This is a genomic window from Stenotrophomonas sp. OVS01A (genome assembly GCF_019969775.1).
Classification (GTDB): Bacteria; Pseudomonadota; Gammaproteobacteria; order Xanthomonadales; family Xanthomonadaceae; genus Stenotrophomonas; species Stenotrophomonas indicatrix.
Map to the genome: position 1 here is coordinate 321,185 of NZ_JAHXYV010000002.1, position 21,324 is coordinate 342,508.

At 67.7% G+C, this 21,324-nt stretch carries 23 protein-coding genes; 12 read left to right on the forward strand and 11 right to left on the reverse strand.

Annotated features, from left to right (window positions below; translation table 11 throughout):
- Positions 1 to 28 precede the first annotated feature (28 nt).
- Positions 29 to 1,204 (reverse strand): thiolase family protein, encoded by a 1,176-nt coding sequence (locus LC407_RS10285; RefSeq protein ID WP_025879169.1) that lies wholly within the window; start codon positions 1,202 to 1,204, stop codon positions 29 to 31.
- 181 nt (positions 1,205 to 1,385) lie between these two features.
- Here LC407_RS10285 and LC407_RS10290 point away from each other — a divergent pair, with 181 nt between their 5' ends.
- On the forward strand, positions 1,386 to 4,223 hold the full coding sequence (locus tag LC407_RS10290) for a S8 family serine peptidase (protein ID WP_223482779.1): 2,838 nt from the start codon (positions 1,386 to 1,388) through the stop codon (positions 4,221 to 4,223).
- Positions 4,224 to 4,308: 85 nt separating this feature from the next.
- Here LC407_RS10290 and LC407_RS10295 read toward each other — a convergent pair whose 3' ends face one another.
- Positions 4,309 to 5,406: a Glu/Leu/Phe/Val dehydrogenase dimerization domain-containing protein gene (locus tag LC407_RS10295; protein WP_025879167.1), complete on the reverse strand. Its 1,098-nt coding sequence runs from the start codon at positions 5,404 to 5,406 to the stop codon at positions 4,309 to 4,311.
- 272 nt (positions 5,407 to 5,678) lie between these two features.
- Here LC407_RS10295 and LC407_RS10300 point away from each other — a divergent pair, with 272 nt between their 5' ends.
- Positions 5,679 to 6,758: an HDOD domain-containing protein gene (locus LC407_RS10300; RefSeq protein ID WP_223482780.1), complete on the forward strand. Its 1,080-nt coding sequence runs from the start codon at positions 5,679 to 5,681 to the stop codon at positions 6,756 to 6,758.
- A gap of 3 nt (positions 6,759 to 6,761) precedes the next feature.
- Here LC407_RS10300 and LC407_RS10305 read toward each other — a convergent pair whose 3' ends face one another.
- The 3 genes from LC407_RS10305 to LC407_RS10315 all read right to left on the reverse strand — a co-directional run bounded on the left by LC407_RS10305 (position 6,762) and on the right by LC407_RS10315 (position 9,855).
- Positions 6,762 to 8,330: a phospholipase D family protein gene (locus LC407_RS10305; protein WP_223482781.1), complete on the reverse strand. Its 1,569-nt coding sequence runs from the start codon at positions 8,328 to 8,330 to the stop codon at positions 6,762 to 6,764.
- Positions 8,331 to 8,609: 279 nt separating this feature from the next.
- Positions 8,610 to 9,308: an RNA pseudouridine synthase gene (locus tag LC407_RS10310; RefSeq protein ID WP_025879164.1), complete on the reverse strand. Its 699-nt coding sequence runs from the start codon at positions 9,306 to 9,308 to the stop codon at positions 8,610 to 8,612.
- A 46-nt stretch (positions 9,309 to 9,354) separates the two neighbouring features.
- Complete coding sequence (locus tag LC407_RS10315; protein ID WP_025879163.1) at positions 9,355 to 9,855, reverse strand: M48 family metallopeptidase; 501 nt, start codon at positions 9,853 to 9,855, stop codon at positions 9,355 to 9,357.
- A 61-nt stretch (positions 9,856 to 9,916) separates the two neighbouring features.
- On the opposite strand from LC407_RS10315, the gene LC407_RS10320 reads away from it, so the two are divergent.
- Entirely contained in the window at positions 9,917 to 10,474 is a 558-nt protein-coding gene (locus tag LC407_RS10320; protein ID WP_223482782.1) for a DUF2058 domain-containing protein, read from the forward strand.
- A gap of 157 nt (positions 10,475 to 10,631) precedes the next feature.
- Complete coding sequence (locus LC407_RS10325; protein WP_025879161.1) at positions 10,632 to 10,898, forward strand: DksA/TraR family C4-type zinc finger protein; 267 nt, start codon at positions 10,632 to 10,634, stop codon at positions 10,896 to 10,898.
- A 561-nt stretch (positions 10,899 to 11,459) separates the two neighbouring features.
- Here LC407_RS10325 and LC407_RS10330 read toward each other — a convergent pair.
- Positions 11,460 to 12,053, reverse strand: coding sequence for a mechanosensitive ion channel family protein (locus tag LC407_RS10330; RefSeq protein ID WP_025879067.1), 594 nt, complete (start codon positions 12,051 to 12,053; stop codon positions 11,460 to 11,462).
- A gap of 35 nt (positions 12,054 to 12,088) precedes the next feature.
- Complete coding sequence (locus LC407_RS10335; RefSeq protein ID WP_032977115.1) at positions 12,089 to 12,268, reverse strand: hypothetical protein; 180 nt, start codon at positions 12,266 to 12,268, stop codon at positions 12,089 to 12,091.
- Positions 12,269 to 12,394: 126 nt separating this feature from the next.
- Here LC407_RS10335 and LC407_RS10340 point away from each other — a divergent pair, with 126 nt between their 5' ends.
- The 3 genes from LC407_RS10340 to LC407_RS10350 are packed head-to-tail and all read left to right on the forward strand — an operon-like array spanning position 12,395 to position 14,385.
- Positions 12,395 to 12,973 (forward strand): RNA polymerase sigma factor, encoded by a 579-nt coding sequence (locus LC407_RS10340; protein WP_032977116.1) that lies wholly within the window; start codon positions 12,395 to 12,397, stop codon positions 12,971 to 12,973.
- Complete coding sequence (locus tag LC407_RS10345) at positions 12,970 to 13,494, forward strand: hypothetical protein (RefSeq protein ID WP_032977117.1); 525 nt, start codon at positions 12,970 to 12,972, stop codon at positions 13,492 to 13,494. The genes LC407_RS10340 and LC407_RS10345 overlap by 4 nt, the downstream gene beginning before the upstream one ends.
- Before the next feature lie 12 nt (positions 13,495 to 13,506).
- On the forward strand, positions 13,507 to 14,385 hold the full coding sequence (locus LC407_RS10350; RefSeq protein WP_140228066.1) for a DUF4097 family beta strand repeat-containing protein: 879 nt from the start codon (positions 13,507 to 13,509) through the stop codon (positions 14,383 to 14,385).
- Between the two features lie 49 nt (positions 14,386 to 14,434).
- Here LC407_RS10350 and LC407_RS10355 read toward each other — a convergent pair whose 3' ends face one another.
- From LC407_RS10355 to LC407_RS10365, 3 genes are all read right to left on the reverse strand, one after another.
- Complete coding sequence (locus LC407_RS10355; protein ID WP_025879072.1) at positions 14,435 to 14,617, reverse strand: hypothetical protein; 183 nt, start codon at positions 14,615 to 14,617, stop codon at positions 14,435 to 14,437.
- An 11-nt stretch (positions 14,618 to 14,628) separates the two neighbouring features.
- Positions 14,629 to 14,922 (reverse strand): YkgJ family cysteine cluster protein, encoded by a 294-nt coding sequence (locus LC407_RS10360; RefSeq protein WP_051501656.1) that lies wholly within the window; start codon positions 14,920 to 14,922, stop codon positions 14,629 to 14,631.
- Between the two features lie 230 nt (positions 14,923 to 15,152).
- Positions 15,153 to 16,514 (reverse strand): Hsp70 family protein, encoded by a 1,362-nt coding sequence (locus LC407_RS10365; protein ID WP_025879074.1) that lies wholly within the window; start codon positions 16,512 to 16,514, stop codon positions 15,153 to 15,155.
- Positions 16,515 to 16,694: 180 nt separating this feature from the next.
- Here LC407_RS10365 and LC407_RS10370 point away from each other — a divergent pair, with 180 nt between their 5' ends.
- Positions 16,695 to 17,030, forward strand: coding sequence for a zinc ribbon domain-containing protein YjdM (locus LC407_RS10370; RefSeq protein WP_025879075.1), 336 nt, complete (start codon positions 16,695 to 16,697; stop codon positions 17,028 to 17,030).
- Between the two features lie 7 nt (positions 17,031 to 17,037).
- Here the strand turns inward: LC407_RS10370 and LC407_RS10375 are convergent, their stop codons facing one another.
- Positions 17,038 to 18,195: a transglutaminase domain-containing protein gene (locus tag LC407_RS10375; protein WP_223482783.1), complete on the reverse strand. Its 1,158-nt coding sequence runs from the start codon at positions 18,193 to 18,195 to the stop codon at positions 17,038 to 17,040.
- A 229-nt stretch (positions 18,196 to 18,424) separates the two neighbouring features.
- Here LC407_RS10375 and LC407_RS10380 point away from each other — a divergent pair, with 229 nt between their 5' ends.
- The 4 genes from LC407_RS10380 (at position 18,425) to LC407_RS10395 (ending at position 21,307) form a co-directional block, all read left to right on the forward strand.
- Complete coding sequence (locus LC407_RS10380) at positions 18,425 to 19,027, forward strand: hypothetical protein (protein WP_025879077.1); 603 nt, start codon at positions 18,425 to 18,427, stop codon at positions 19,025 to 19,027.
- Positions 19,028 to 19,076: 49 nt separating this feature from the next.
- The gene (locus LC407_RS10385) at positions 19,077 to 19,256 is read left to right on the forward strand and encodes an oxidoreductase-like domain-containing protein (RefSeq protein ID WP_032952129.1); all 180 of its coding nucleotides are present in this window, start codon (positions 19,077 to 19,079) and stop codon (positions 19,254 to 19,256) included.
- Entirely contained in the window at positions 19,253 to 19,870 is a 618-nt protein-coding gene (locus LC407_RS10390) for a DUF998 domain-containing protein (protein ID WP_223482784.1), read from the forward strand. Before LC407_RS10385 ends, LC407_RS10390 begins: the two co-directional genes overlap by 4 nt.
- A gap of 96 nt (positions 19,871 to 19,966) precedes the next feature.
- Positions 19,967 to 21,307 carry an AcvB/VirJ family lysyl-phosphatidylglycerol hydrolase gene (locus LC407_RS10395; RefSeq protein ID WP_317850716.1) on the forward strand — a complete coding sequence of 447 codons (1,341 nt, stop codon included), beginning with the start codon at positions 19,967 to 19,969 and terminating at the stop codon, positions 21,305 to 21,307.
- Positions 21,308 to 21,324 lie beyond the last annotated feature (17 nt).

Sequence of the window (21,324 nt, forward strand, 5' to 3'; positions counted from 1 at the left end):
ATTTTTGCGAAATAGACGTTAAACCCTTTCAGATCAACTCGATGGCGATAGCCGTCGCTTCGCCGCCGCCGATGCACAGGGTGGCAATGCCGCGCTTGCCGCCGCGCGTGCGCAATGCGTTGACCAGGGTGACCACCAGGCGTGCGCCGGAGGCGCCGATCGGATGGCCCAGCGCGCAGGCACCGCCATTCACGTTGAGCTTGTCGTGCGGGATGCCCAGTTCGCGCATCGGTGCCATCGCCACCACGGCGAAGGCCTCGTTGACTTCGAACAGATCGACCTGGTCCAGCGACCAGCCGGTCTTCGCCAGCAGGGTGTGGATGGCACCGATCGGGGCGGTGGTGAACCACTCCGGCTCCTGCGAATGGGTGGCATGGCCGACGATGCGCGCCAGCGGCTGCAGGCCGCGTGCGGCAGCATCTTCTTCGGTCAGCAGGACCACGGCGGCAGCGCCGTCGGAGATGCTGGAGGAACTGGCGGCGGTCACGCTGCCGTCCTTCTTGAAGGCCGGGCGCAGGGTCGGGATCTTGGCAATGTCCGAACGGCCGGGCTGTTCGTCGCTGGCGACCTCGACTTCACCCTTGCGGGTGGCGACCTTCACCGCAACGATCTCGTCGGCGAAGGCGCCGTTGGCCTGGGCTGCCTGTGCGCGCTTGACCGATTCGATGGAGTAGGCGTCCTGCTCTTCGCGGGTGAACTGGTACTTGTCCACGGCGCATTCGGCGAACTCGCCCATGGCCTTGCCGTCATAGGCATTGACCAGGCCGTCGTGGGCCATGTGGTCCACCGCCTGGAAGTTGCCGAAACGGTTGCCGGTGCGCGAATTGGGCAGCAGGTGCGGCGCGTTGGACATCGACTCCATGCCGCCGGCGACCACGACCTTGGCCGAACCGGCCTTGATCAGGTCATGCCCGAGCATGATGGCCTTCATGCCCGAACCGCAGACCTTGTTGAGGGTGGTGGCGCCGACCGACAGCGGAATACCGGCGGCGATCGCTGCCTGGCGGGCAGGGGCCTGGCCGAGATTGGCCGGCAGCACGCAGCCCATCAGGACTTCGGAGACGTCGCTGGCAGGCACGCCCGACTGTTCCAGCGCGGCGGCGATGGCGGCCGCGCCGAGGGTCGGGGTCGGAACGCCGTTGAACTGGCCGAGGAAGGAGCCGATGGCGGTGCGCTTGGCGGCGGCGATGACGATGTTGGACATGGCAATCTCGTTGATGCGTGAGCAATGTTCGGAAAGGAGACGACGGGCGTTGGATACGGCGCCGTTTCCCGGCAGACTGCGTGGGGGTCGGCCCAGTATAGAGGGTCGGCGAAGACTGCCGCTGGGCAGTACTGGATGCCTGCCCGGATGGCGGCAGGCCAACGTTCATGGGAAGGAAACGATGGAACGTAAGACGATGGGAAGGTCGGTCCTGGCATCGGCGCTGGCGGTGGCGCTGACGGCGTGTGGCGGTGGAGGCGGCGGCAGCAACGTGCGCATCGACCCGCCCCCGACCACGCCTCCGGTCACGCCCCCGGTCACCCCGCCTCCCGCTGCCAGACCGCTGGAGCCGGCCGTGGATGCGCATCTGGCACAGACCAACGCGCGTCCCGCACAGGCCACCGGCGCGACCGGTCGCGGCGTGCGCATCGGCATCGTCGATTCGGGCGTGCTGCGCAGTGCCGAGGCGCTGAACGGACGGGTGGTGGCCAACCTCAACTACATCGACCCGAGCCGCAACAATCTCAACGTCGATGACGTGCTTGGCCATGGCACGGCCGTCGCCAGCCTGGCGGCCGGTGTACCGGTGGGGGTCTGGCCCGGCGGCATCGCACAGGGGGCGGAGATCGTCTCGGCACGCATCATTTCCGACACCACGCCCAAGGATGACGGCAGTGGCCGGGGCAATTCCTTCAGCGGCACGCTGGGCGTGGCCGGCGTCCACCAGGACCTGATCAACTACGGCGTGAAGGTGATGAACAATTCCTGGGGCGGCCTGTACTGGACTGACCTCGGCACCACAGCGCAGGTCGCGGGCGAATATCGCCCCTTCATCATCAATCACGGTGGCCTCGTGGTGTTCGCCGCAGGCAACGAAGGGCGCGACCAGCCCAGCAGCGTGGCCGCGCTGCCCAGCCAGCGTGGCTTCGGCGGATCGCTGCCGGCAGCGGATCTGGAAAAAGGCTGGCTGGTAGCTACTGCGATTGATCCGAACAAGCCCGGTGAACGTGCGCCGTGGGCCAATGCCTGTGGCGACGCCGCGCGCTATTGCCTGACCGCTCCCGGCAGCGCGGTGTTTCCGGAGCCGGGTACCGGCAAGTACCTGTGGAACTACGGTACGTCCTTTGCCGCGCCGCTGATCTCCGGTGCTGCGGCGCTGGTCTGGCAGCGCTATCCCTACTTCGACAACGACCTGGTACGGCAGACCCTGCTCGGCACCGCCACCGACATCGGTGCGCCGGGCGTCGATCCCATCTACGGCTACGGCATGCTCAACGTCGGCAAGGCGGTGAACGGTCCCGGCCGCTTCGACTGGGGCGATGTCACGGTCAATGTCGACGCGGCCTCTTCGGGCTCGATCTGGAGCAACGACATCACCGGCGCTGGCGGCCTGATCAAGCGCGGCGATGGCCGGCTGGAGCTGAGCGGCAACAACAGCTACAGCGGTGCGACCCGCATCGAGCGCGGCACCCTGGCCCTGCGCGGTGGCGCCGTGATCCGTTCCAATATCAGCGTTTCCGGTGCCGGCGGTGCCTCGATGGCCGGCCTGCAGTTCATGCCCGGCACGCCGCGGGTGATCGGCAACGTCGACAACGGCGCCAGCGTGGTGCTGGTCAACGCCAACACCACCGCGACCATCGAAGGCAATTACAGCCAGCGGCCGGATGCGCAGCTGATCGTCGCGCTGGGGGTGAACGCGCTGCAGGTGACCGGCACCGCACGCCTGGCCGGCGGCGTGGTGGTCGATGGCATCGTGTCCGGTTACGTGCCGCAGGTCGGCAGCCGCCAGGGTCTGGTCCATGCCAACGGCGGTATCAACGGCACGTTCACCACGCCGGTGGCCAACACCGGCGCCAACGGCCTGACCCTGCTGCAGGCGCAGTACGGCTATGGCAGCAACGACGCTTGGATGGACCTGACCCAGGTCAACGTTTCGGCAGCCGCATCGGGCCTGGGCGCCAATGCACAGGCATCGGCACTGCGGGTGCAGTCGGCATTCACCGCGCTGGACCGCAATGCGGATCTGCAGGGCTCGGCGTTCGGCGTGGCCGCAGGCGCGCTGCAGCGTACGTCTGGCGGAACCGATGGCCTGTCGGCGAGCCTGGAGAGCCTGTCCGGACAAGCGCATGCGCGCGCTGAAGCGTCGACCTTCGACAGCGTGGACATGTCGCGCCGCGCGGTTGCCGAGCGCTTCGACCGCGTGCAGGCTGCGCCGAAGCTGCGTGGCGCCTGGCAGAGCGCGCTGGGCGAAGCCGGGCAGGGCAGCTTTGCCGGCAACGCCGCCGACAGCCAGGGCTGGATGGCCGGCCAGGACGTGGCACTGGGCAGCAACGGCCTGCTGGGCATGGCCTTTGGCGAAACCCGCAGCAACGGCGGCAGCAACTTCAGTGGTGATCGTGGGCGTGACCGCCAGGCGCAGGCGCAGTTGTATGCCGGCTGGAACCTGGGGCGTGGCTATGCGCTGGCCCAGTTCGGCACCGGCCAGTTCACCCGGGAACTGGATCGCCAGTTGCTGCTGGGTGCCGGTGCCTACGGTGTGTCCGCGCGCTACGGCGGACGTTTCAGCAGTGCCAGCGTTGAAGGCGGCTACCGTTTCGGGCGCATCGGTGCGTCGTTGACACCGTACCTGGGAGCCAGCAGCACCCGTCTGGACACCGATGGCTTCAGCGAGCAGGGCGGCTTCGGCTTCGGCCTGCGCGGTGAGGCGTCGCGTGCACAGCGCAGCCAGATGCTGGCGGGCCTGCGGGGTGAGCGGCAGTGGGGTCGTTGGACCCTGCGCGGCCATGCCGAATGGCAGCAACGGCTGGATGGCGGTGAGCAGGCCTGGCAGGCAAGTTTCGTCGGCGTTGATGCCTGGGCGCCGTTGGCCGGTGTTGACGCACCGCGTGGCAGTGCCTTGTTCGGCCTGGCGCTGGAATCGTGGTGGGGCCGCAATGGCCGCCTGAGCCTGGGCATCGACCAGCGCGTGGGTGGCGATGATGCACGTCAGGCGGCGCTGCGCTACAGCACCGGTTTCTGATCATGGCGCCGGGCGTCCTGCCCGGCGCGTTCATCCGGCGGTGCCGACCCACGGTCGGCACGCGTCCGGTTGCCGGGGGCGGCGCTCAGCCGCCGCGCAGGTCGCCCAGGCGCGGTGTGCTGCGGCCCAGCGGCATCTTCAGCTTGCCGATCGACAGGATGCGCGCTTCTGCGATCCGGTCAGCCGCGCGCTGCGGGGCAATGTTCTCGCGCTGCGACAGTTCGAAGATGCGCGTCAGGTTGTGGTAGATGCTGCGGATCAGCCGCATCGCGCGCTCGCGGTTGTAACCGTCGATTTCCAGCGACACGTTCATCACGCCACCAGCGTTGACCGCGTAGTCGGGGGCATACAGGATGCCGCGCGCATGCAGCTCGTCGCCGATCTCCAGGCTGGACAGCTGGTTGTTGGCGGTGCCACAGATGATCTTCGCCTTGATCCGCGGCAGCGTGTCAGCGTTGATCGCGCCTTCCAGCGCGCACGGCGCGAACACATCGGCGTTCACTTCGTGGATCTCGTCCGGCTTGACTGCCTCGGCGCCGAAATCGTTGACTGCACGATCCACCAGCGCGCTGTCCAGATCGGTCACGTACAGCTTGGCGCCACGGTCGCGCAGCAGCTTCACCAGTTCCATGCCGATATGGCCCAGGCCCTGCACCGCGATGCTGGTCTTGCCCACTTCCTCATGGCCGAACTTGAAGCGCATCGAGGCCATCAACGCCTGCAGCGCGCCATAGGCGGTGAACGGCGCCGGATCTCCCGAGCCGCCATGGACCTGGTGCACGCCGGTGACGAACTGGCTCTCCAGGTAGATGTTCTCCATGTCGTTGACGTCGGTGCCGACGTCCTCGGCCGTGATGTAGCGACCACCCAGCGAATCGACATAGCGGCCGAACGCGCGGAACAGCACTTCGGTCTTGTCGACCTTGGGGTCGCCGATGATCACCGCCTTGCCGCCACCGACATTGAGACCGGCCAGCGCATTCTTGTAGGTCATCGTGCGGCTCAGCCGCAGCACATCGGCCAGCGCATCGTCGGTGCTGGCGTAGGGGCGCATGCGCACCCCGCCCAGGGCGGGGCCCAGGGTGGTGTTGTGGATGGCGATGATTGCCCGCAGGCCGGCATCCTGGTTGTGGCAGAACACCACCTGTTCGTGGCCGGTGGTTGCGAGGGTTTCGAATAGCATGGGGTCTCCGATGGCGCGATCTGCGGTGAACTGCGGCGAACTGCCAATGAACGGTAGGGTCCGAAAACAAAAAAAGCGACGTCGTCGGTACAGGGGGACGGGTCGCGCGGCGCCATTCTAGTCCATTCGCCCGGGATATGCCGTCGACGCCGGACGCGCCCGGGTTAAAGAAGATGAAAGTGCGGCCGATGCTGCGACGACGGCAGGTCGCCGGATGTGATGAAGGCGCAGGGGCAGGCAGTGGCAGCAGGACAACGACAGGATGGGCGGCGATGACCGCAGCGTGGTGGCGATCTGTGCTCCGTTGGCTGTCGCAGCTGTCCGGGCAGGCCCCGGCACGCCTGGCCGCAGCCCCCCGCCAGGCCGTGGCGGCCGCGGCGGCCAGCCTGCAGGGCGACGCCTTGCCGGCGGCCGAGGTCGCCGCCCACCTGCAGCGCGGACTGCACGCGCTGGCCCTGTATCCGCGCTTGGCAGGCGAACCGGCGGCGGTCAGCGCATCGGGTCTGGCCGAAGCGGTGGACCGCGCGCTGCAGGACCGCGACTGGGCTACCCGGCAGCTGCCGCGGCGCCCGCAACTGCTGCCGCAGCTGATCCAGACGGTCAATGACGACGTTGCATCGGCGCGGGTGATGGCGGCGATCATCGGCCAGGATCCGGTGCTGACCGGCAACCTGCTGCGGATCGCCAACAGCCCGGCCTACAAGGTGCACGAGCGGCCCGTGGAAAGCCTGCAGCGGGCGGTGACCCTGGTCGGCACCGAAGGTGTGCGGCAGATCATCAGCGCCGTGCTGGTGCAGCCGGTGATGCAGGTGCAGTGCGAGGTGTTCCCGCAGTTCAGTTCGATCATATGGGAGCACGCGCTGCTGGCGTCGCGCGCGGCCGCCGACCACGCCCGCACGGTCACCTTCGGCGATGCCTTCGCTGCGCAATGGCTGGGCCTGGTGCAGGGCCTGGGCGCGGCGCTGGTCATGCGTCAACTGCTGCAGGAAGCACAGGTGCGTGGCGAAGAAGTGGAGCCCGCCCTGGCCCTGCAGTTGCTGCAGCAGTGGTCACTGCCGTTGGCGCAGCGGGTGGCAGCAGCGTGGGAACTGCCCGAACCGGTGCATCAGGCCCTGGCGCCTGATGCAGACGGTCCGCTGGCCGACAGCCTGCGCCTGGCCAGCGCCGCCGCGGCGGCCAGCCTGCTGTGTCGGCACGGGCATGCCAGCCAGGGCCGCATGCTGGCCTTGCTGGAACAATTGCCGGCAGCGCCGCCACACGCGCTGCGCTGGATCTGGCGGCGCCTGCATGGGCGCAATGTGGAAACCCTGGACGAAAGCCTGCACGGCGATGGCGAGGGGAACGCCCCCTGATCGTTACAGCTGGGATTCCAGCGGCAACCAGCTGATCACCCGTGCCGTCCAGCGTTTGCCGAGGCTGCTGCCGGGCTCGGCATCGACCCAGTGCGGCGGCGGCTCGCGCTGCAGCCAGCGCAGCTCATCATCAGCGCCGAGCGCAAGCCACCAGCTGTGTTCCGGGCTGGCCAGGCGCAGGTATTCCGCGCGCAGCTGTGCGCCCAGCACCGGATCGTCGAACAGCACGCCCATCTCGGTGTTGAGATAGGCCGAACGCGGATCGAGGTTGAACGATCCGACGAACCCGCGCCGGTCGTCGACCAGCAATGCCTTGGTGTGCAGGCTGGCGCCGCTGCTGCCGAACAGGCTGCCGTCACCGGCCTGGCCGTTCGCCTTCAGTTCGTACAGCTGTACGCCGGCCTTCAGCAGCGGCACCCGGTAGCCCATGTAGCCACCGTGCACGGCAGCCACATCGTTGGCCGCCAGTGAGTTGGTCACCACGCCGACCTGGGCGCCGCGGCCGGCCATCGCCGAAAGGCCGTCCAGCCCTTCGCTGCCGGGAACGAAGTACGGCGAGATCAACAGTGCCTTGTAGCGTGTCGACTGCAGCTGTTGGACCAGCTCGGTGACCAGCCAGTCGTCGTGTGCATCGCCGTGGTGCTTCATCGGTGGATCGGACACGATCCGTACCTGCCTGCTCCAGTGCAGCGGCTCCGGGCTGGCACGCTGGCGCTGGCGCGACTCGGCCACGCGCTGCAGGTACGGTTGGGCCTGCGCATGCAGCGCGTCCAGATCGGACTGGCGCACCAGCTGGCGCAGCTGTGCATCGGTATAGGTTGCCAGCGCCGAGATCGGAATCGCCGCGTCGCTGTTCCAGTAGTCGTCGAAGATCTGGTTGGCCTGCTGCACGGCCGGGCCGGCTACCACCAGGTCCAGGTCCTGGAAATTCACGTCGCTGCGCGCGCTGAAATATTCCTCGCCGATGTTGCGGCCACCCACGATCGCGATGCGGCCATCGGCGATCCAGCTCTTGTTGTGCATGCGGTGGTTCACGCTGAAGGCGCGTTGCACCAGCTCCAGCGTGCGGGCCAAGCCGCTGCGGTTGCGGAACGGGTTGTACAGGCGAAGCTCGATGTTGGGATGCGCATCGAGCGCCATCATCAACGCATCCTTGTCCTTGGCATTCATGTCATCAAGCAGGATGCGCACGCGCACGCCACGTTCGGCAGCGTCGTACAGCGCCTTGGCCATCAAGTGGCCGATCAGGTCGTCGTGCCAGATGTAGTACTGCAGGTCCAAGCTGCGGCCGGCGTGCTCGGTGACCATCGCGCGGGCAGCGAACGCATCCATGCCATCGCTGAGGAAGGCTACGCCAGACTGCCCGGGATGGGCGGCCTGCAGGGGCATCATCTGCCGATCGATGGGCGTCTGCGCAGGTTGCAGCGGCAGTACCTGCGACGCTTCGCCGCGCGCCTGCGGGGCCAGGTGGTCGGCCAGCAGCAGGCCGGACAGCACCAGCAGAAGCAGGGCGGCGATGATGATCGCGGCCACGCGCAGCAGGCGTCGCCATAGGGGTTTGCGCAGACTCATGACGCCGATGGTAGATCCTGGCTACGCATGGAGGTAGATCCACGCCATGCGTGGATGAACTGCCACCGGTAGATCCACGCCACGCGTGGATGAACTGTCACCGGTAGATCCACGCCACGCGTGGATGAACTGTCACCGGTAGATCCACGCCATGCGTGGATGAACTGCCACCGGTAGATCCACGCCACGCGTGGATGAACTGTCACCGGTAGATCCACGCCATGCGTGGATGAAGCGCCACCGGTAGATCCACGCCATGCGTGGATGAAGCGCCGTGACTCAGAACCGCTCGTCGCTGCCCAGATAGCGCCACTGGCCCACGGCCAGCGGGCCCAGCGCCACCCGGCCGATGCGCAGGCGGCGTACGGCCACCACCTGCAGGCCGGCAGCCGTCACCGCCGTCCTCAGGCCCTTCGCGGTCAGTCCCTTGCCTGCAAAACGCAGGCGCTGCTCGCTCTGCCAGCTGACCTTCGGGCCGCCTGCTTCATGCTGCAGCCGGGCCATCAGCCACGGGCCACGTTCCGGGCCGCCTTCAGCCACTTCGACCAGGTACTCCTGTTCGGTGCGGCCCAGGTTGCGCTGCAGGTGCGCGAGCACCGCCGGATCCTGGCTGACCACCACCAGCCCGTTGTCGTCGGCCGGCAGGGAGGATGCCAGCTGCAGGCCGTGGAAGTGCCGTTGCAGCGGACGGATGTCGCTGGCATCCAGTTCGCTGCGGGTCTCGGTGCGGATCAGCGCGCACAGGGCATCGGCTGGCACGCCCGCCGGTTTGTGCAGCAGCATGCTGGCGCGCTCGGCCTTGCTGTCGCTGGCCTGCTCGGCCACCACGATGCTGGCGCTCTCGTCCACCGGGCGCTGCGGCTGTTCCACCACTTCGCCATCGACGCTGACCCAGCCGCCCTCGATATAGCGCCGCGCTTCACCACGCGGGATGCCGAGCAGGGCGGACAGGCGTTTGTCGAGTCGGGTCGGTTCCATGGCGAAAGGTCGGGCAGGGGGCGCGCAGTGTAGCCGCTACGCCGGCTCAGCGCTGGCCGCGGTTGGCCAGCTCGGTCAGGTACAGGCGGGTATCGAACTCCAGCTGCAGGTAATCCGGCTCCATGTGCTGGCACAGCTGGTAGAAGGCCTTGTTGTGGTCGGCCTCCCTCAGATGGGCCAGCTCGTGCACCACGATCATGCGCAGGAAGGCGGCTGGCGCCTGCCGGAACACGGTGGCGATGCGGATCTCGCGGCTGGCCTTGAGCCGGCCGCCGTGTACACGGGAAATGGCGGTGTGGGTGCCCAAGGCATGCTTGATGACCTCCAGCGTGTTGTCGTAGCAGACCTTGTTGAGCGGCACCGACTTGCGCAGGTAGCGGTCCTTCATGTCCTGGGTGTAGTCGTACAGCTGGCGGTCGCTGCGCACCTCATGCGGGTCGGGGTAGCGCTGCTGCAGCCAGGGGCCGAGCTTGCCCTGTGCCAGCAGATCGCTGACCTGGGCGACCAGGGGTTCGGGGTAGCCGGTGAGGTACTTCAGGACAGCCATGCAGGGGCGTCGGCGCGTCGGTAGAATGGGGCATCCAGATTACACGCGGTACGTATCGACCATGGCAAAGCCCAACGCGCTGCAGGAACAATTGCTCAAGGCCGGCCTGGCCAAGAAGTCGCAGGCCAGCGCCGCCGCGCGTGAACAGGCCAAGGCCCGCCAGGGCAAGGCCGAGTCGACGTCGGCGGAGGTCCAGCGTGAAGCTGAACGCGCGCGCGCCGAGAAGATCGAGCGTGACCGTGCGCTGGCTGCCGAGCGCAACGCGCAGGCCAAGCAGGCTGAGCGCAAGGCGCAGGCCAAGCAGATCATCAGCGCCCACGCCGTGCCGCACAAAGGCGAGGACGAGTACCGCTTCAGCGATGGCGCGTTGATCCGCACCCTGTTGATCGATACCAAGCTGCGCAAGGCGTTGTCGGTGGGCGTGCTGGTCATTGTGGCCCATGGCGATGGCTACGCGGTGCTGCCACGCGCGGCAGCGGAGAAGGTGCGTGAACGCGCCCCGGAAGCCATCATCGTCGACCATGGCACGCCCGGCTCCAGCGCCGAGATCTCCACAGGCAACGCCGAGGACGACGCCTACTACGCACAGTTCCAGGTCCCCGACGACCTGGTCTGGTAAGAAAATGGGGGGGAGGGGATTACGTCGTTTCTGCCACAAACGACGTAATCCCCTCCGTCTCCTTTTCTGCTCAGGTTGCTGAAGCGCTGCGGACGCAGATGCCTTTTCCGTGGGTGTATTGTCCCCATATCAGGCGACACACCTGCGGAGGATGGCCATGGCTACCGGTTGGGCCGGAGATGGCGCGGTCCAGGACCAGATCGACGCCACCGTCGACGATGCGATTGCCCGCGCGCGGCGCCAGCTGCGCCAGGGCCCGGGTCTGGAACACTGTGAGGAATGCGACGCGCCAATTCCCTTGGCGCGGCGTCAGGCAGTGCCTGGCGTACGGCTGTGCGTGAACTGTCAGCAGGCGCACGACGAAGAGGAACAGGCGCAGAGTGGCTACAACCGCCGGGGCAGCAAGGACAGCCAACTGCGGTGAAGGGTGTTCGACAGGGCTGGGCCCTGCACCCGCGGTAGTGCCGGCCGCTGGCCGGCAACCTTGAGAGCAACAGCAAGAGCAAGAGCGGCATTCCGTGGGATGGCGGGGTGGGCCCGGTTGCGGGAGACGCCGTAAACCCATCCATGGGGGCTTGGCCGCGGCATCCATGCCGCGGACACTCCCGCAACCGGACCCACCCCGCCTTCGACAGGTTCCCGCGATCTGTCATGGATCCACGCCACGTGTGGATGAATTTCGATGGAAATCAATATTTCGATATTGGATCGAAGAGCATCCACGCATGGCGTGGATCTACGTGTCGACCAAGGTCGACACCTACCAACAGCAGCCGGGAATTGTCGAAGGCGGGGCGCTGTGGGTTTGCGGGGTGTGAGCGGCATGGATGCCGCGACCAAGACTCCAGGGATGGATTCACGGCGTCCCCGCACACCCACAGTGCCCCGCCATCCCACGGAATGCCGGCTTTTGACGTTGACGTTGACGTTGCCTTGGTTTGAAGGCCTCTGCGGGTGCAGGGCGCAGCCCTGCCGAACAATCCCCTCAGCCGTCGCCCTGGATGCCGCCGGGCGCCTGCGTCGGGTCGCGCCAGCGCCGCACCGTGCGCTGGAAGAACAGGTTGTTCGGCAGCTGCAGCACCGTGCCCTCGTGGCCGTTGCCGGTTTCCTGCAGCGTGGTGTAGATCAGGTTCACGTCGATTACCCGGCCCTTCAGCCCGGGCTTTTCGCCGTTCTCCAGCACTTCGATGTAGTCATGCAGGCGGAACGGTCGCGTGGTGAAGATCAGCAGCGTGCAGAAGATGTTGGACAGCACGCTCCAGGCCGCGAAGAACGCCACCGCGCCCACCGCAGCGAAACCGGTGAAGGCCGTCCACAGCACCGAGGGCGATGCACCGAGCAGGCTGAGGATGTACAGCACCGCGCTGAAATAGACCACGAAGCTGGTGATCCGGCGCGCGCCCATCACCATTTCCGGCGGCAGCGTGTAATGGTCGGCGAAGCGGCGGATCAGGCGCCGCGCCAGCACCCGTAGCAGCCAGGCGGCGAGCAGGGTGATCAGGATCTGCAGGGCGATCCCGATGTCATGCAGCCAGGGGTGGGTCCAGGCGGGCAGGTGGTCCTTCAGCGACAACATCATGGGGTGACAACGTGTGACGGAAACGGGGCTTGATGTTACCCGGCGCGTGTCGACGTTTCGACCGCCTGTGCCCAGGCAAGGCAGACAAGGTCCTGTTTGTGCTGCTGCAGGCAGGCGCGGCCGCTTTCGGCACGCCAGTGCAGGGAAACGTCGAACGCCTGCAGCAGCATGCAGGCCGCGATCGCCAGCAGGGCGGCGCAGGAAGGGCTGGACATGGGAGGCTCCTGGCCGGGCAGGCCTGCGGGGGACCTGTGATGGATGCAGCCAGGCGCGAAAAGGTTGCAACCGAAAAGCGCTCCGGAAGATCTAAACCTTTTTCCGGCAGGCCGCATCCAACGGATATGCTCGACACCACCATGCCCGCGCCGCCTGCCGCCAACGACGTCGTCGACGAAACCGCCTTGGTACGTGCAGCGGCGGCCGGCGATACCGCTGCCTATGAACAGCTGTATCGGCAGCATGCGCCGCGGGTGTTTGCCACCCTGTGGCGGCTGTGTGGCGGGCAGCAGGCGCGTGCCGAGGATGCATTGCAGGAAGCGTTCCTGCAGGCATGGAAGGCACTGCCCGGGTTCCGTTTCGAGAGCAGCCTGTCGACCTGGCTGCATCGGTTGGGAGTGAACGCCGCGCTGATGGAACTGCGCGGTCGTGCCGCCGGGCATGACCACGACAGCCTGGACGACGTGGACGGTGGGCTGCCGGAGATGGCGGTGCATGACGGCTGCGCCGGCACCGAACGCGACCTGGAACGCGCGTTGGCGACCCTGCCGCCGCGCGCGCGTGCGGTCTTGGTGCTGCACGATATCGAAGGCTGGAAACACCATGAAATCGCCGGCCAGCTGCAGATGGCGGTCGGCAGTTCCAAAGCACAGCTGCATCGCGCGCGTGGCCTGCTGCGCGCGCGCCTGGGAGACATGACATGAGTACGCACGACCCCGATCACGACCTGCTGGCGCGCCTGCGCGCCCTTCCCGCGGAACGCAGCGCACCGGCCGATGGCTGGGAACGCCTGTCGGCGCGGTTGCCACCCCGCGAGCCGGTTGCCGTGCAGGCGCCGGTGGACAACGTGGTGGCCTTGCCACTGCGCACCCGTCGACGCTGGTGGCTGCCGGTTGGCGCGGCGTTGGCAGCCAGCCTCGCGCTCTACGCGGTGGCGCCGTGGCGGCACGCGCCCGAGTCGCTGCCTGCACCCAGCGGCCTGCAGCTGCAGGCCGATGCGATGACCGAACAGTACCGGCAGGCAGTGGCGTCGCTGCCTGATGGCACTGCGCCGGAGTGGCAGCCCGCGCTGCATGAACTGGATCGCAGCGCGGAACAGATCCGCGCCGCGATGGCGCAGGACCCGCGTGCGCCGCACCTGCTTGGACAGCTCAAGCGGACCTATGCGCTGCGGCTCGAACTGACCCGGCAGGCGGCCCAGGCCGCCTCCGGTCTGACAACCTGAGGAGACCCCCCGATGCGAACCCTTTCCCCTCTCTGCGCGGCCCTGCTGCTGGTGCCCGCCATGGCGCTGGCCGATACACGCGTCGATGAACGCCACAATGTTGCTGCAGGCGGCCGCATCGAACTGAGCAACGTCGCTGGCAAGGTGACTGTACGCGGCTGGGACCGCAATGACGTGCAGCTCACCGGCACGCTCAGCGACGGCCTGCAGCTGCGCCAGGAAAAGAGTGCCAACCGGGTGCGCTGGGAAATCGAGTATCCGCGACGCGGCAACAATGGCGGAGCCACCTTGACCCTCAACGTGCCGCGCTCGGTGGAGCTGCTGCTGAGCACGGTCAGTGCCGACCAGGACATCAGTGGCGTGGACGTGCGGCGGCTGCAGGCCGACACTGTCAGTGGCAACCTTGCCGCCGCCGGTCGTAGTGGCGACAGCGTGCTCAATACGGTCAGCGGCAATGTCACTGCGCGGTTGCAGACCCCGCGGCTGGACGTGAACACGGTCAGCGGCCGGATCGAGGCCGGTGGGGGCGTTTCCGGTGAGATCGGGGCGCAGACGGTGTCTGGCCGGGTAGGCGTCGATGCCGGTCGCATCCAGCGCCTGGTGGTGGAGACCGTATCCGGAGGCATCGACCTGTCGGCGACCGCCTTGGCACCAGGCGGGCGCATCAACGTCGAGTCGGTCAGTGCCTCGGTCAGCCTGCGCCTGCCGCGCACGGTGTCGGCGCAGCTGTCAGTGAACAGCTTCAGCGGGTCGATCAACAGCGACGCCGGCAAGGTGGAGCGGCCGCGCTATGGGCCGGGCAGCAGCCTGGATGCGCGGTTGGGCAGCGGCGACGGCGATATCCGCGTGCAGTCGCACTCGGGTAGTGTGCAGGTGCGCCTGGACCGCTGAGCGCGGCCCGGCAGGCCGCGGCGGCAGCGCCGCCGCGGTCGGGGGAGGGTCAGCTGGCTTTCTTCAGCGCCCAGGTGGTACCGAGAACTTCAATCTTGCCACCGCTCTTGCGGAACGCGGCCAGGTCGGAGGCGATCGAGTCGCTGTTGACCACGGTGCTGGCGGATGCGCCCTTGCGTTCGCTGCGGATGCTGTTGCTGGCCTTCGCGGGGGTCTTTGCCTTGCGGGGCATGGTTGCTCCTGTCAGGTGGAAGGGGAGGAAAGCGCGCAGGATTCAGCCTGGCGCAGGTAGTCCTGCCGCTCGCGGCGGCAGTCGTCGCCGCCCATCGAAAACTGGCGGCAGATCGCCGGGCGCTGCGAATAGATCGTGCAGCGCAGGTGATACGGATCGATCGCCGCGCACCAGCCTTCCTCGTTGCGCGCCATCACGGCACGGCCGTGTGCATCGCGCGACAGGAACTGGCCAGGCACGTGGTCGCCGGGCTGCAGCAGCACCGGCAACCGGCAACAGACCGCGTCACAACGGCGGCAGTCGATGGGTGCTGGTTCAGCGTCAGGTTGTACGGCCACAGGGGCCTGGCGGGTGCCCAAAGCGGGTCTCGATGGCGGCTCGGGTAATACGCGGACCATGATCGAGCCAGAGGGCATGGTCGCCAGACCCGCTGGACGGGTCAGGCTGCACCATGGGTACACACACCGGCGAGGCCAGCGGAAGGTGCAGCGGTTTTCTAGCCGGCCAAGGGTAGCTCAGACCGCGTAACGTTTTGTTAATCCCGGCTGGCTGCCGCCAGCGCGAGGCCCTGGACGACCCCCAGCGAGGGCTCGCCGTGCACCATCCGGGCGCCCGGGAACGCCTCGGCAGCGGCCTGCCGCAAGTAGCCGGCGCGGGACATGCCGCCGGTCAGGAACACCGCGTCAGGGTCGCCGCCGATGTCGCTGCGGACCTGGGCCAGCAGTTCGCGGATCTGGCTCAGGTAGCCATGGGCGGCGGCGGCCAGGCCGTCGGCGCTGTTGTCCACGTGCAGGTCGCGGGCGATGTAATCCAGCGTGCTGCGGTGTTCGCTGGCACCGCTGAGGGCGATCTTGGCGCGCTCGACATCGCGGTACAGGCGGGCGGTGTTGCCGGTGTCCTGCAGCGCCTGCAGGCGCGCGCCCCACGGCGCGTCGACGTTGTCGTAGTTGTGCTGGCGGAACTCGCGCTGGCGGGTCATGTCCTGCACGGTGGCCGCTTCCACGTAGTGGTGGGTGGGCACGCGGGTGATGCCGCGGCCGAACAGCGGCATGTAGCCGGACAGGCTCAGGGCCAGGTCGATATCGGTGCCGCCGCGGGCAATACCCCAGGCACGGTGGATGCGCGGGGCCTGGCTGCCGCCCACTTCGGCGTGCGCGATATCGGTGGTGCCGCCGCCGATATCGACGATCACCGCCTGATGGCGATCGCGGCTTTCAGCGTGGTAATGCATCGCTGCGGCGGCAGGCTCTTCAAGGAAATCGATGTGGTCGAAACCAGCCTGGCCGGCCGCTTCGCGCAGGATGTCCAAGGCCTGGTCGTTGCCGGCCTCGCCGATCGAGCTGCGGAACTGCACCGGGCGGCCGAGCAGGGCGCTGCGCAGCGGCTGGCCGAGCTGGGCGCTGGCGGTCAAGCGGATGTGTTCGAGGATGTGCGCGGCAATGCCGGTGATGGTCTGCCGCGCGCGTGGGTGCAGGTTGTAGCCGAGCATGGACTTCGGGCTCTGCACGAGGTTGCCTTCGTGCTCCTCGAAATACGCTTCCAGCGCGTCGTCGCCATAGACGGCGTTCTGCAGCAGGTCGCTGGCGCTGCGTTCCTTTCCGGCGCGAGCCTCCATCCATTCCCGGCGCAGGGCGCGCAGTGCCTCGCGGCGCAGGGCCTGCGGCGTGCGCTCCTGGCCAGCGGCGCGGGCTGCACGGGCGGCGCTGTCGATCAGCTGCTGCAGTTCGTGTTCCTGCCCGGCGTCGAGCTGGAAATCGTCCGGGTCGGGCACCACGCCGGGGAAGTACACGCTGGTGCGGAACTGCTCGGCCTCGCCGAAGCGGATCGGCAGCAGCTTCCCATCACGCACGATGGCGGCGGCGGAGTTGCTGGTACCGAAGTCGATGCCGAGGCGCATGGGGAGGTCCGGGGGACGATCAGGGGCCGCGCACTCTGCTGGAGTTTGCCGCGCGCTGCAAGTTCCAGTGCCTGCCTCGGGCGGGGTGGGGCGAGGTCCGGTCCGGACCGACGTCGGAAAATGAATGAAAAGGCCGGGCGGTTACAATGGCTGCTGTTGATTCATTTTGAGGTACTTGCAATGTCTTCTGTTCCCGCCTGCCCGCAGTGCACCCTGGAAAACACCTATGCCGATGGCGCGCTGTGGATCTGCGCCGACTGCGGCTTCGAGTGGACGGCCGAAGAAGGTACCGGTTCGACCCTGGTCGTGCGTGACAGCAACGGCAATACCCTGCAGACCGGCGACACCGTCACCGTGATCAAGGACCTGAAGGTCAAGGGCTCCTCAATCCCGCTCAAGCAGGGCACCGTGATCCGCAACATCCGCCTGGTCGAAGACGATGCCGAGCACATCGAGGGCAACTCGGACAAGATCAAGGGCCTGGTGCTGAAGACCTGCTTCCTCAAGAAGGCCTGATCGCGCCTCAGCGCTTGGCCTGCTGCGCACGCCAGCGGGCCAGGCTGTCCAGCTTGGCCTGGTAGCGTGCCTGCTGCGTTGATCCGCCCAGTTCCTGCGCCCGCAGCAGTTCGCGGTCTGCACGCTGCAGCCGGCCCGTCAGGAAATACACCCGCGCCAAGCCGAAGTGGAACTGGTGCGCGGTGTCGTACAGGCGTACCGCCCGCCGGTAGTACGTGATCGCCTTGTCCAGGTCGCCAGCGCGTTCGGCCTGGGCACCGTGCATGTACTGCGCGAACGGGTCCTCGCGCTGCACCGACTGCAGCTTCTTCTGCATGGCTTCCGCCTGCGCCGTCATGCCCAGCTTGCGATAGAGCGCACTGGCGTTGTTCAGCGCTGCACTCTGGCGTCCGTCCAGGCGCAATGCCGTGTCCAGCGCCGTGCGGGCCGCCTGGTCATCGCCCAGGCGGTTGTCGAGCACGCCGATGTTGTTCCATGTCGAGGCGAACTCCGGGTCCTGCGCCAGCGCGGCATCGAAGAAGGCACGTGCTCCGCTCAGGTCGCCATCGGCCAGCTGCTCCGCGCCCCGGTTGTTGTAGTAGTGCGCCAGCGCCCGTTCACGGCCAATCGGTTGCGGCCCGTGGCGGTCGTACAGCACGTTGCGGTCCAGGTCGACCGTACCGTAGCGGCCACCGACATCCACGCCGGCGTTGACGTGCCCGACGTTGTAGACCACGCCCTGGTCCTGGTCCTGGTACCACGACACCACCTGGCCGACTTCCTGCACGCGCGCCTGGATGCCGGCCTCACGGGCGAGGGTGACGAACAGCAGGGTGAAGGCGAGGCAGTTGGCGCGCTGGTGCTGCCAGATCTCGCTGACGGTGTAGGTCGCATCGGCGTCGTACTGCAGGTCCAGGCCGTGCTGGCTGAAGATCATCTCCACCAGCGCCTGCAGGCGCTGGTCGCGCGAGTAGCTGCGGCTGATCACCTGCTTCTGCAGCATCTCGCGCATCGCCGGCGGGATCGCGAGCACCTGTTCGGGTGTCGGTACGCTGGCGGCGGTGACCTTTACGGTGGAGATGGTCGGGATGGCGGGCGCAGCGGCTGGAGCATCCTGCGCGGACAGGGCTGGCGCGCCGAGCGCAGCCAGTGACAGGAGAAAGCATCGGGCGGCAAGACGGCGCATGACGGTTTCCGGCAGCGGCGGGCGCTCCCGCCTGCGGCCAGTGTAGACCTGCATGTGGCGGTCCGCATCCACCGGCGGTCAGCGCTGCGCTTCGTCCACAGCCGGTGTGGACCAGCACGCGACAAACCTGTGGACAACTGCCCTGCGCCCTTGCCCGGCACGGGATGTGAGTGGCTGGTGAAAAAACAGCCAGCTTGCCCGGCGGTGCCAAGGGCGGGATCATCCCTGCATGGACTTCGCCCCGCTGACTCTCGCTCCCGCGCATTGGCAGGCTCTGCAGGATGCCTATGCGACGCCACCGCGCGCCTACCACCACTTCGGCCATGTGCGCGCGGTGCTGCAGCATTGCCAGGAGGTGGCTGCAGGTCCGGGCTGGCAGCAGCCGGCCGAGGTTTATCTGGCAGTGCTGTACCACGATGCGATTTACCAGGCCGGCCGCAAGGACAACGAGGCCAGGTCGGCCGCGCTGGCCCTGCAGGCGATCGCGGACTGGCCCGAGCTGGCATCGGTCGATGCCGGCCGGGTCGAGCAGTTGATCCTGCTCACCGCCCGCCATGGCGAGCTGGGCCCGGCCGATGTCGATGCCGAAGCGGCGCTGTTCCTCGACTGCGACATGGCGATCCTGGCGGCACCCGAGGAGGTATTCGCCGCGTATGACCGCGGCGTGGCCGAAGAGTACAAAGGCGTGGTGCCGGGCTTCCTGTACCGCGCCGGACGCCGCCGCTTCCTGCAGGGGCTGCTGCGCGCGCCGCGGATCTTCCTCAGCGACTTTTTCGACCAGCAGCTTGATGCCGCCGCGCGAGCCAACCTGCGCCGCCAACTGGGCGCCTGAGCGCGCCGCTACACTACCCACCTGCCATTGCGTGGTGTTGTTTGCAGCCGTGACCGTCTCCGATACTCCTGCCGATCCCCGTCCACTGCCCCCGGAAGAACCCGGTCCCAACGAGTGCTGCGGCAGTGGCTGCCCGTTGTGCGTGCTCGACCTGTACACCGAGGAGCTGCAGCGTTATCGCAAGGCGCTGGCTGAGTGGCTGGCACGGCATCCGGACGCTGGCCCATGACGTGGGCGCGTCCGGCCGCGACGCTGGCGCTGGTGGCACTGCTGTTGTTCGTGGCGACCGCGTTGTGGACGCAGTTCGCGCGGGCCGATCTGGATTGGCTGAAGGCCACCTTGAGCCTGTACCTGCATGGGCCGTGGGGCCTGGCGCTACGCAGCGCCTACTGCCTGCTGGCACTGGCCATCGCCGTGCTCGGTATCGCGTTGTATCGGCACAGCGTGGGGCCGCGGCGCAGCGCTGCGGCACCGTTGTTGTTCTGCGTTGCCGCCGTAGGCTTGGCGACCGTCGCCATCGGTGACAGCTGGCTGCCTGCGGCAACGCCGTTGCTGGCGCCGTTGATCCACGGCCTGGCCGCCAATACCGCCTTCCTGTGCGCCAGCGTCGGCATGCTGCTGCAGGCCTGGTACCTGCGCCGCGAGCCGGGCTGGCGGGGCAGTGCGGCGCTGTTGTGGGGCTGGGCCTGGCTGGCCTTCGTGCTGCTGTGGGTACACGTGCTGTGGCGCGGTGGCCCACCGCGTGGGCTGGGGCAGAAACTGGTGATCGCGGTGATCGTCGGCTGGCTGCTGTGGTTGGCGCTGGCGCTGTATCGCCGCGGGCGTGCCGCCGGCACCCGCTGAATCAACCACCTGCCCGATTGCAGGGCGCCTGTACCGGTACGTGCCGTGCACGCAGCAGCGGCGTATCGTGTGCGCATTCCAACGGGATGCGAAACGATGCGTGCAGGGCTGGGCAGGGCGATGGGACTGGTGTTGGCGCTGGCGGCGGTGCCAGCGGTGGCGTCAGTGCAGCAGGTCAGCCATGGACGTTTCGATCAGGTGCCGGTGCATGTTCCGGCCGGGGCACCGCAACGGGTGGTGATCTGGTTCCATGACGGCGCCGATGCCGATGCCGATGACAGCCGCATGCCGATTGAAGCGCTGCGCGCCGATGGTGCACTGGTCGCATCGGTGGATGTGGCCCACCTGCGTGGCGTGCTCAAGCGCGAAGGCAACAGCAGCTGCGCGTTCGGCGCGGGCGATGTCGAGAATTTCTCGCGTTGGGTACAGGCGTTCCTGCATCTGCCGGGGTATCACCTGCCGTTGGTCGGCGGCAGCGGCGAAGGCGCCGAACTGGCCTATGCGCTGGCAGCGCAGGCCGACACCCAGGTCTTTGCCGGCCTGCTGACCTCGGGATTCTGCCCGGCACATGTGCACGAGCGCATGGTCTGCGGTGATGGCGTGAAGCACGACCGCCTGCAGCCCAGCGAACTGAATTTCCCGTGGTTGAACGCGGCCGGCGCGCCGGGGTGTTCGACCAACAGCGCTGGCCCGTTCGTGCAGCAGGTTGCAATGGCGCGTGAATTCAAGCGCACCGCCGCTGGCGATGCGACACCGGGGCTGGTGGCCGCCGCGCGGGTGATCGGCGCGCAGGCCGGGGTCGCGCTGGCACCGCCTCCGGATGCCCTGAAGGGGCTGCCGGTAGTGGAAGTGCCGGCGCAGGGCAGCGGTGACACGTTGGCGGTGTTCGTTTCCGGCGATGGCGGCTGGGCCGGCCTGGACAAGGACGTGGCCGGCGCCCTGGCCGAACATGGCGTGGCGGTGGTTGGCATCGATTCGCTGCGTTATTTCTGGAGCGAACGCACGCCGCAGGGATTCGCTGTCGATCTGCAGAAGATCATCGGCCACTACCGCCAGCAATGGCAGCGCGACAAGGTGATGCTGATCGGTTTCTCGCAGGGCGCCGACGTGCTGCCGGCCACCATCAACCAGCTTGATGCAGGCACCCGCGCCGGCCTCGAGCGCATCGTGCTGCTGTCGGTGGGCAGGAATGCCGACTTTGAATTCCATGTCAGCAACTGGCTGGGCGGCGGTGGCGGCGGCCTGCCGATCGCGCCGGAAGTGGCGAAGCTGCCAGCGGCCAGGACCCTGTGCGTGTACGGCGACAAGGACGAGGATGCGCTGTGCCCCGATCTGCCGGTCAACGACGGCGTGCACAAGGTCAAGTTGCCGGGTGACCATCACTTCGGCGGTGACTACGATCGCCTGGCCGAGGTGATCCTCAAGGGCGGCGTGTAATCGGCCTCATGGGACCA

Bases quoted from the DNA above. Each gene is read 5' to 3' on its own strand.
- LC407_RS10285 (WP_025879169.1), bottom strand. From the start codon at position 1,204: ATGTCCAACATCGTCATCGCCGCCGCCAAGCGCACCGCCATCGGCTCC.
- LC407_RS10290 (WP_223482779.1), top strand. From the start codon at position 1,386: ATGGAACGTAAGACGATGGGAAGGTCGGTCCTGGCATCGGCGCTGGCG.
- LC407_RS10295 (WP_025879167.1), bottom strand. From the start codon at position 5,406: ATGCTATTCGAAACCCTCGCAACCACCGGCCACGAACAGGTGGTGTTC.
- LC407_RS10300 (WP_223482780.1), top strand. From the start codon at position 5,679: ATGACCGCAGCGTGGTGGCGATCTGTGCTCCGTTGGCTGTCGCAGCTG.
- LC407_RS10305 (WP_223482781.1), bottom strand. From the start codon at position 8,330: ATGAGTCTGCGCAAACCCCTATGGCGACGCCTGCTGCGCGTGGCCGCG.
- LC407_RS10310 (WP_025879164.1), bottom strand. From the start codon at position 9,308: ATGGAACCGACCCGACTCGACAAACGCCTGTCCGCCCTGCTCGGCATC.
- LC407_RS10315 (WP_025879163.1), bottom strand. From the start codon at position 9,855: ATGGCTGTCCTGAAGTACCTCACCGGCTACCCCGAACCCCTGGTCGCC.
- LC407_RS10320 (WP_223482782.1), top strand. From the start codon at position 9,917: ATGGCAAAGCCCAACGCGCTGCAGGAACAATTGCTCAAGGCCGGCCTG.
- LC407_RS10325 (WP_025879161.1), top strand. From the start codon at position 10,632: ATGGCTACCGGTTGGGCCGGAGATGGCGCGGTCCAGGACCAGATCGAC.
- LC407_RS10330 (WP_025879067.1), bottom strand. From the start codon at position 12,053: ATGATGTTGTCGCTGAAGGACCACCTGCCCGCCTGGACCCACCCCTGG.
- LC407_RS10335 (WP_032977115.1), bottom strand. From the start codon at position 12,268: ATGTCCAGCCCTTCCTGCGCCGCCCTGCTGGCGATCGCGGCCTGCATG.
- LC407_RS10340 (WP_032977116.1), top strand. From the start codon at position 12,395: ATGCTCGACACCACCATGCCCGCGCCGCCTGCCGCCAACGACGTCGTC.
- LC407_RS10345 (WP_032977117.1), top strand. From the start codon at position 12,970: ATGAGTACGCACGACCCCGATCACGACCTGCTGGCGCGCCTGCGCGCC.
- LC407_RS10350 (WP_140228066.1), top strand. From the start codon at position 13,507: ATGCGAACCCTTTCCCCTCTCTGCGCGGCCCTGCTGCTGGTGCCCGCC.
- LC407_RS10355 (WP_025879072.1), bottom strand. From the start codon at position 14,617: ATGCCCCGCAAGGCAAAGACCCCCGCGAAGGCCAGCAACAGCATCCGC.
- LC407_RS10365 (WP_025879074.1), bottom strand. From the start codon at position 16,514: ATGCGCCTCGGCATCGACTTCGGTACCAGCAACTCCGCCGCCGCCATC.
- LC407_RS10370 (WP_025879075.1), top strand. From the start codon at position 16,695: ATGTCTTCTGTTCCCGCCTGCCCGCAGTGCACCCTGGAAAACACCTAT.
- LC407_RS10375 (WP_223482783.1), bottom strand. From the start codon at position 18,195: ATGCGCCGTCTTGCCGCCCGATGCTTTCTCCTGTCACTGGCTGCGCTC.
- LC407_RS10380 (WP_025879077.1), top strand. From the start codon at position 18,425: ATGGACTTCGCCCCGCTGACTCTCGCTCCCGCGCATTGGCAGGCTCTG.
- LC407_RS10390 (WP_223482784.1), top strand. From the start codon at position 19,253: ATGACGTGGGCGCGTCCGGCCGCGACGCTGGCGCTGGTGGCACTGCTG.
- LC407_RS10395 (WP_317850716.1), top strand. From the start codon at position 19,967: ATGCGTGCAGGGCTGGGCAGGGCGATGGGACTGGTGTTGGCGCTGGCG.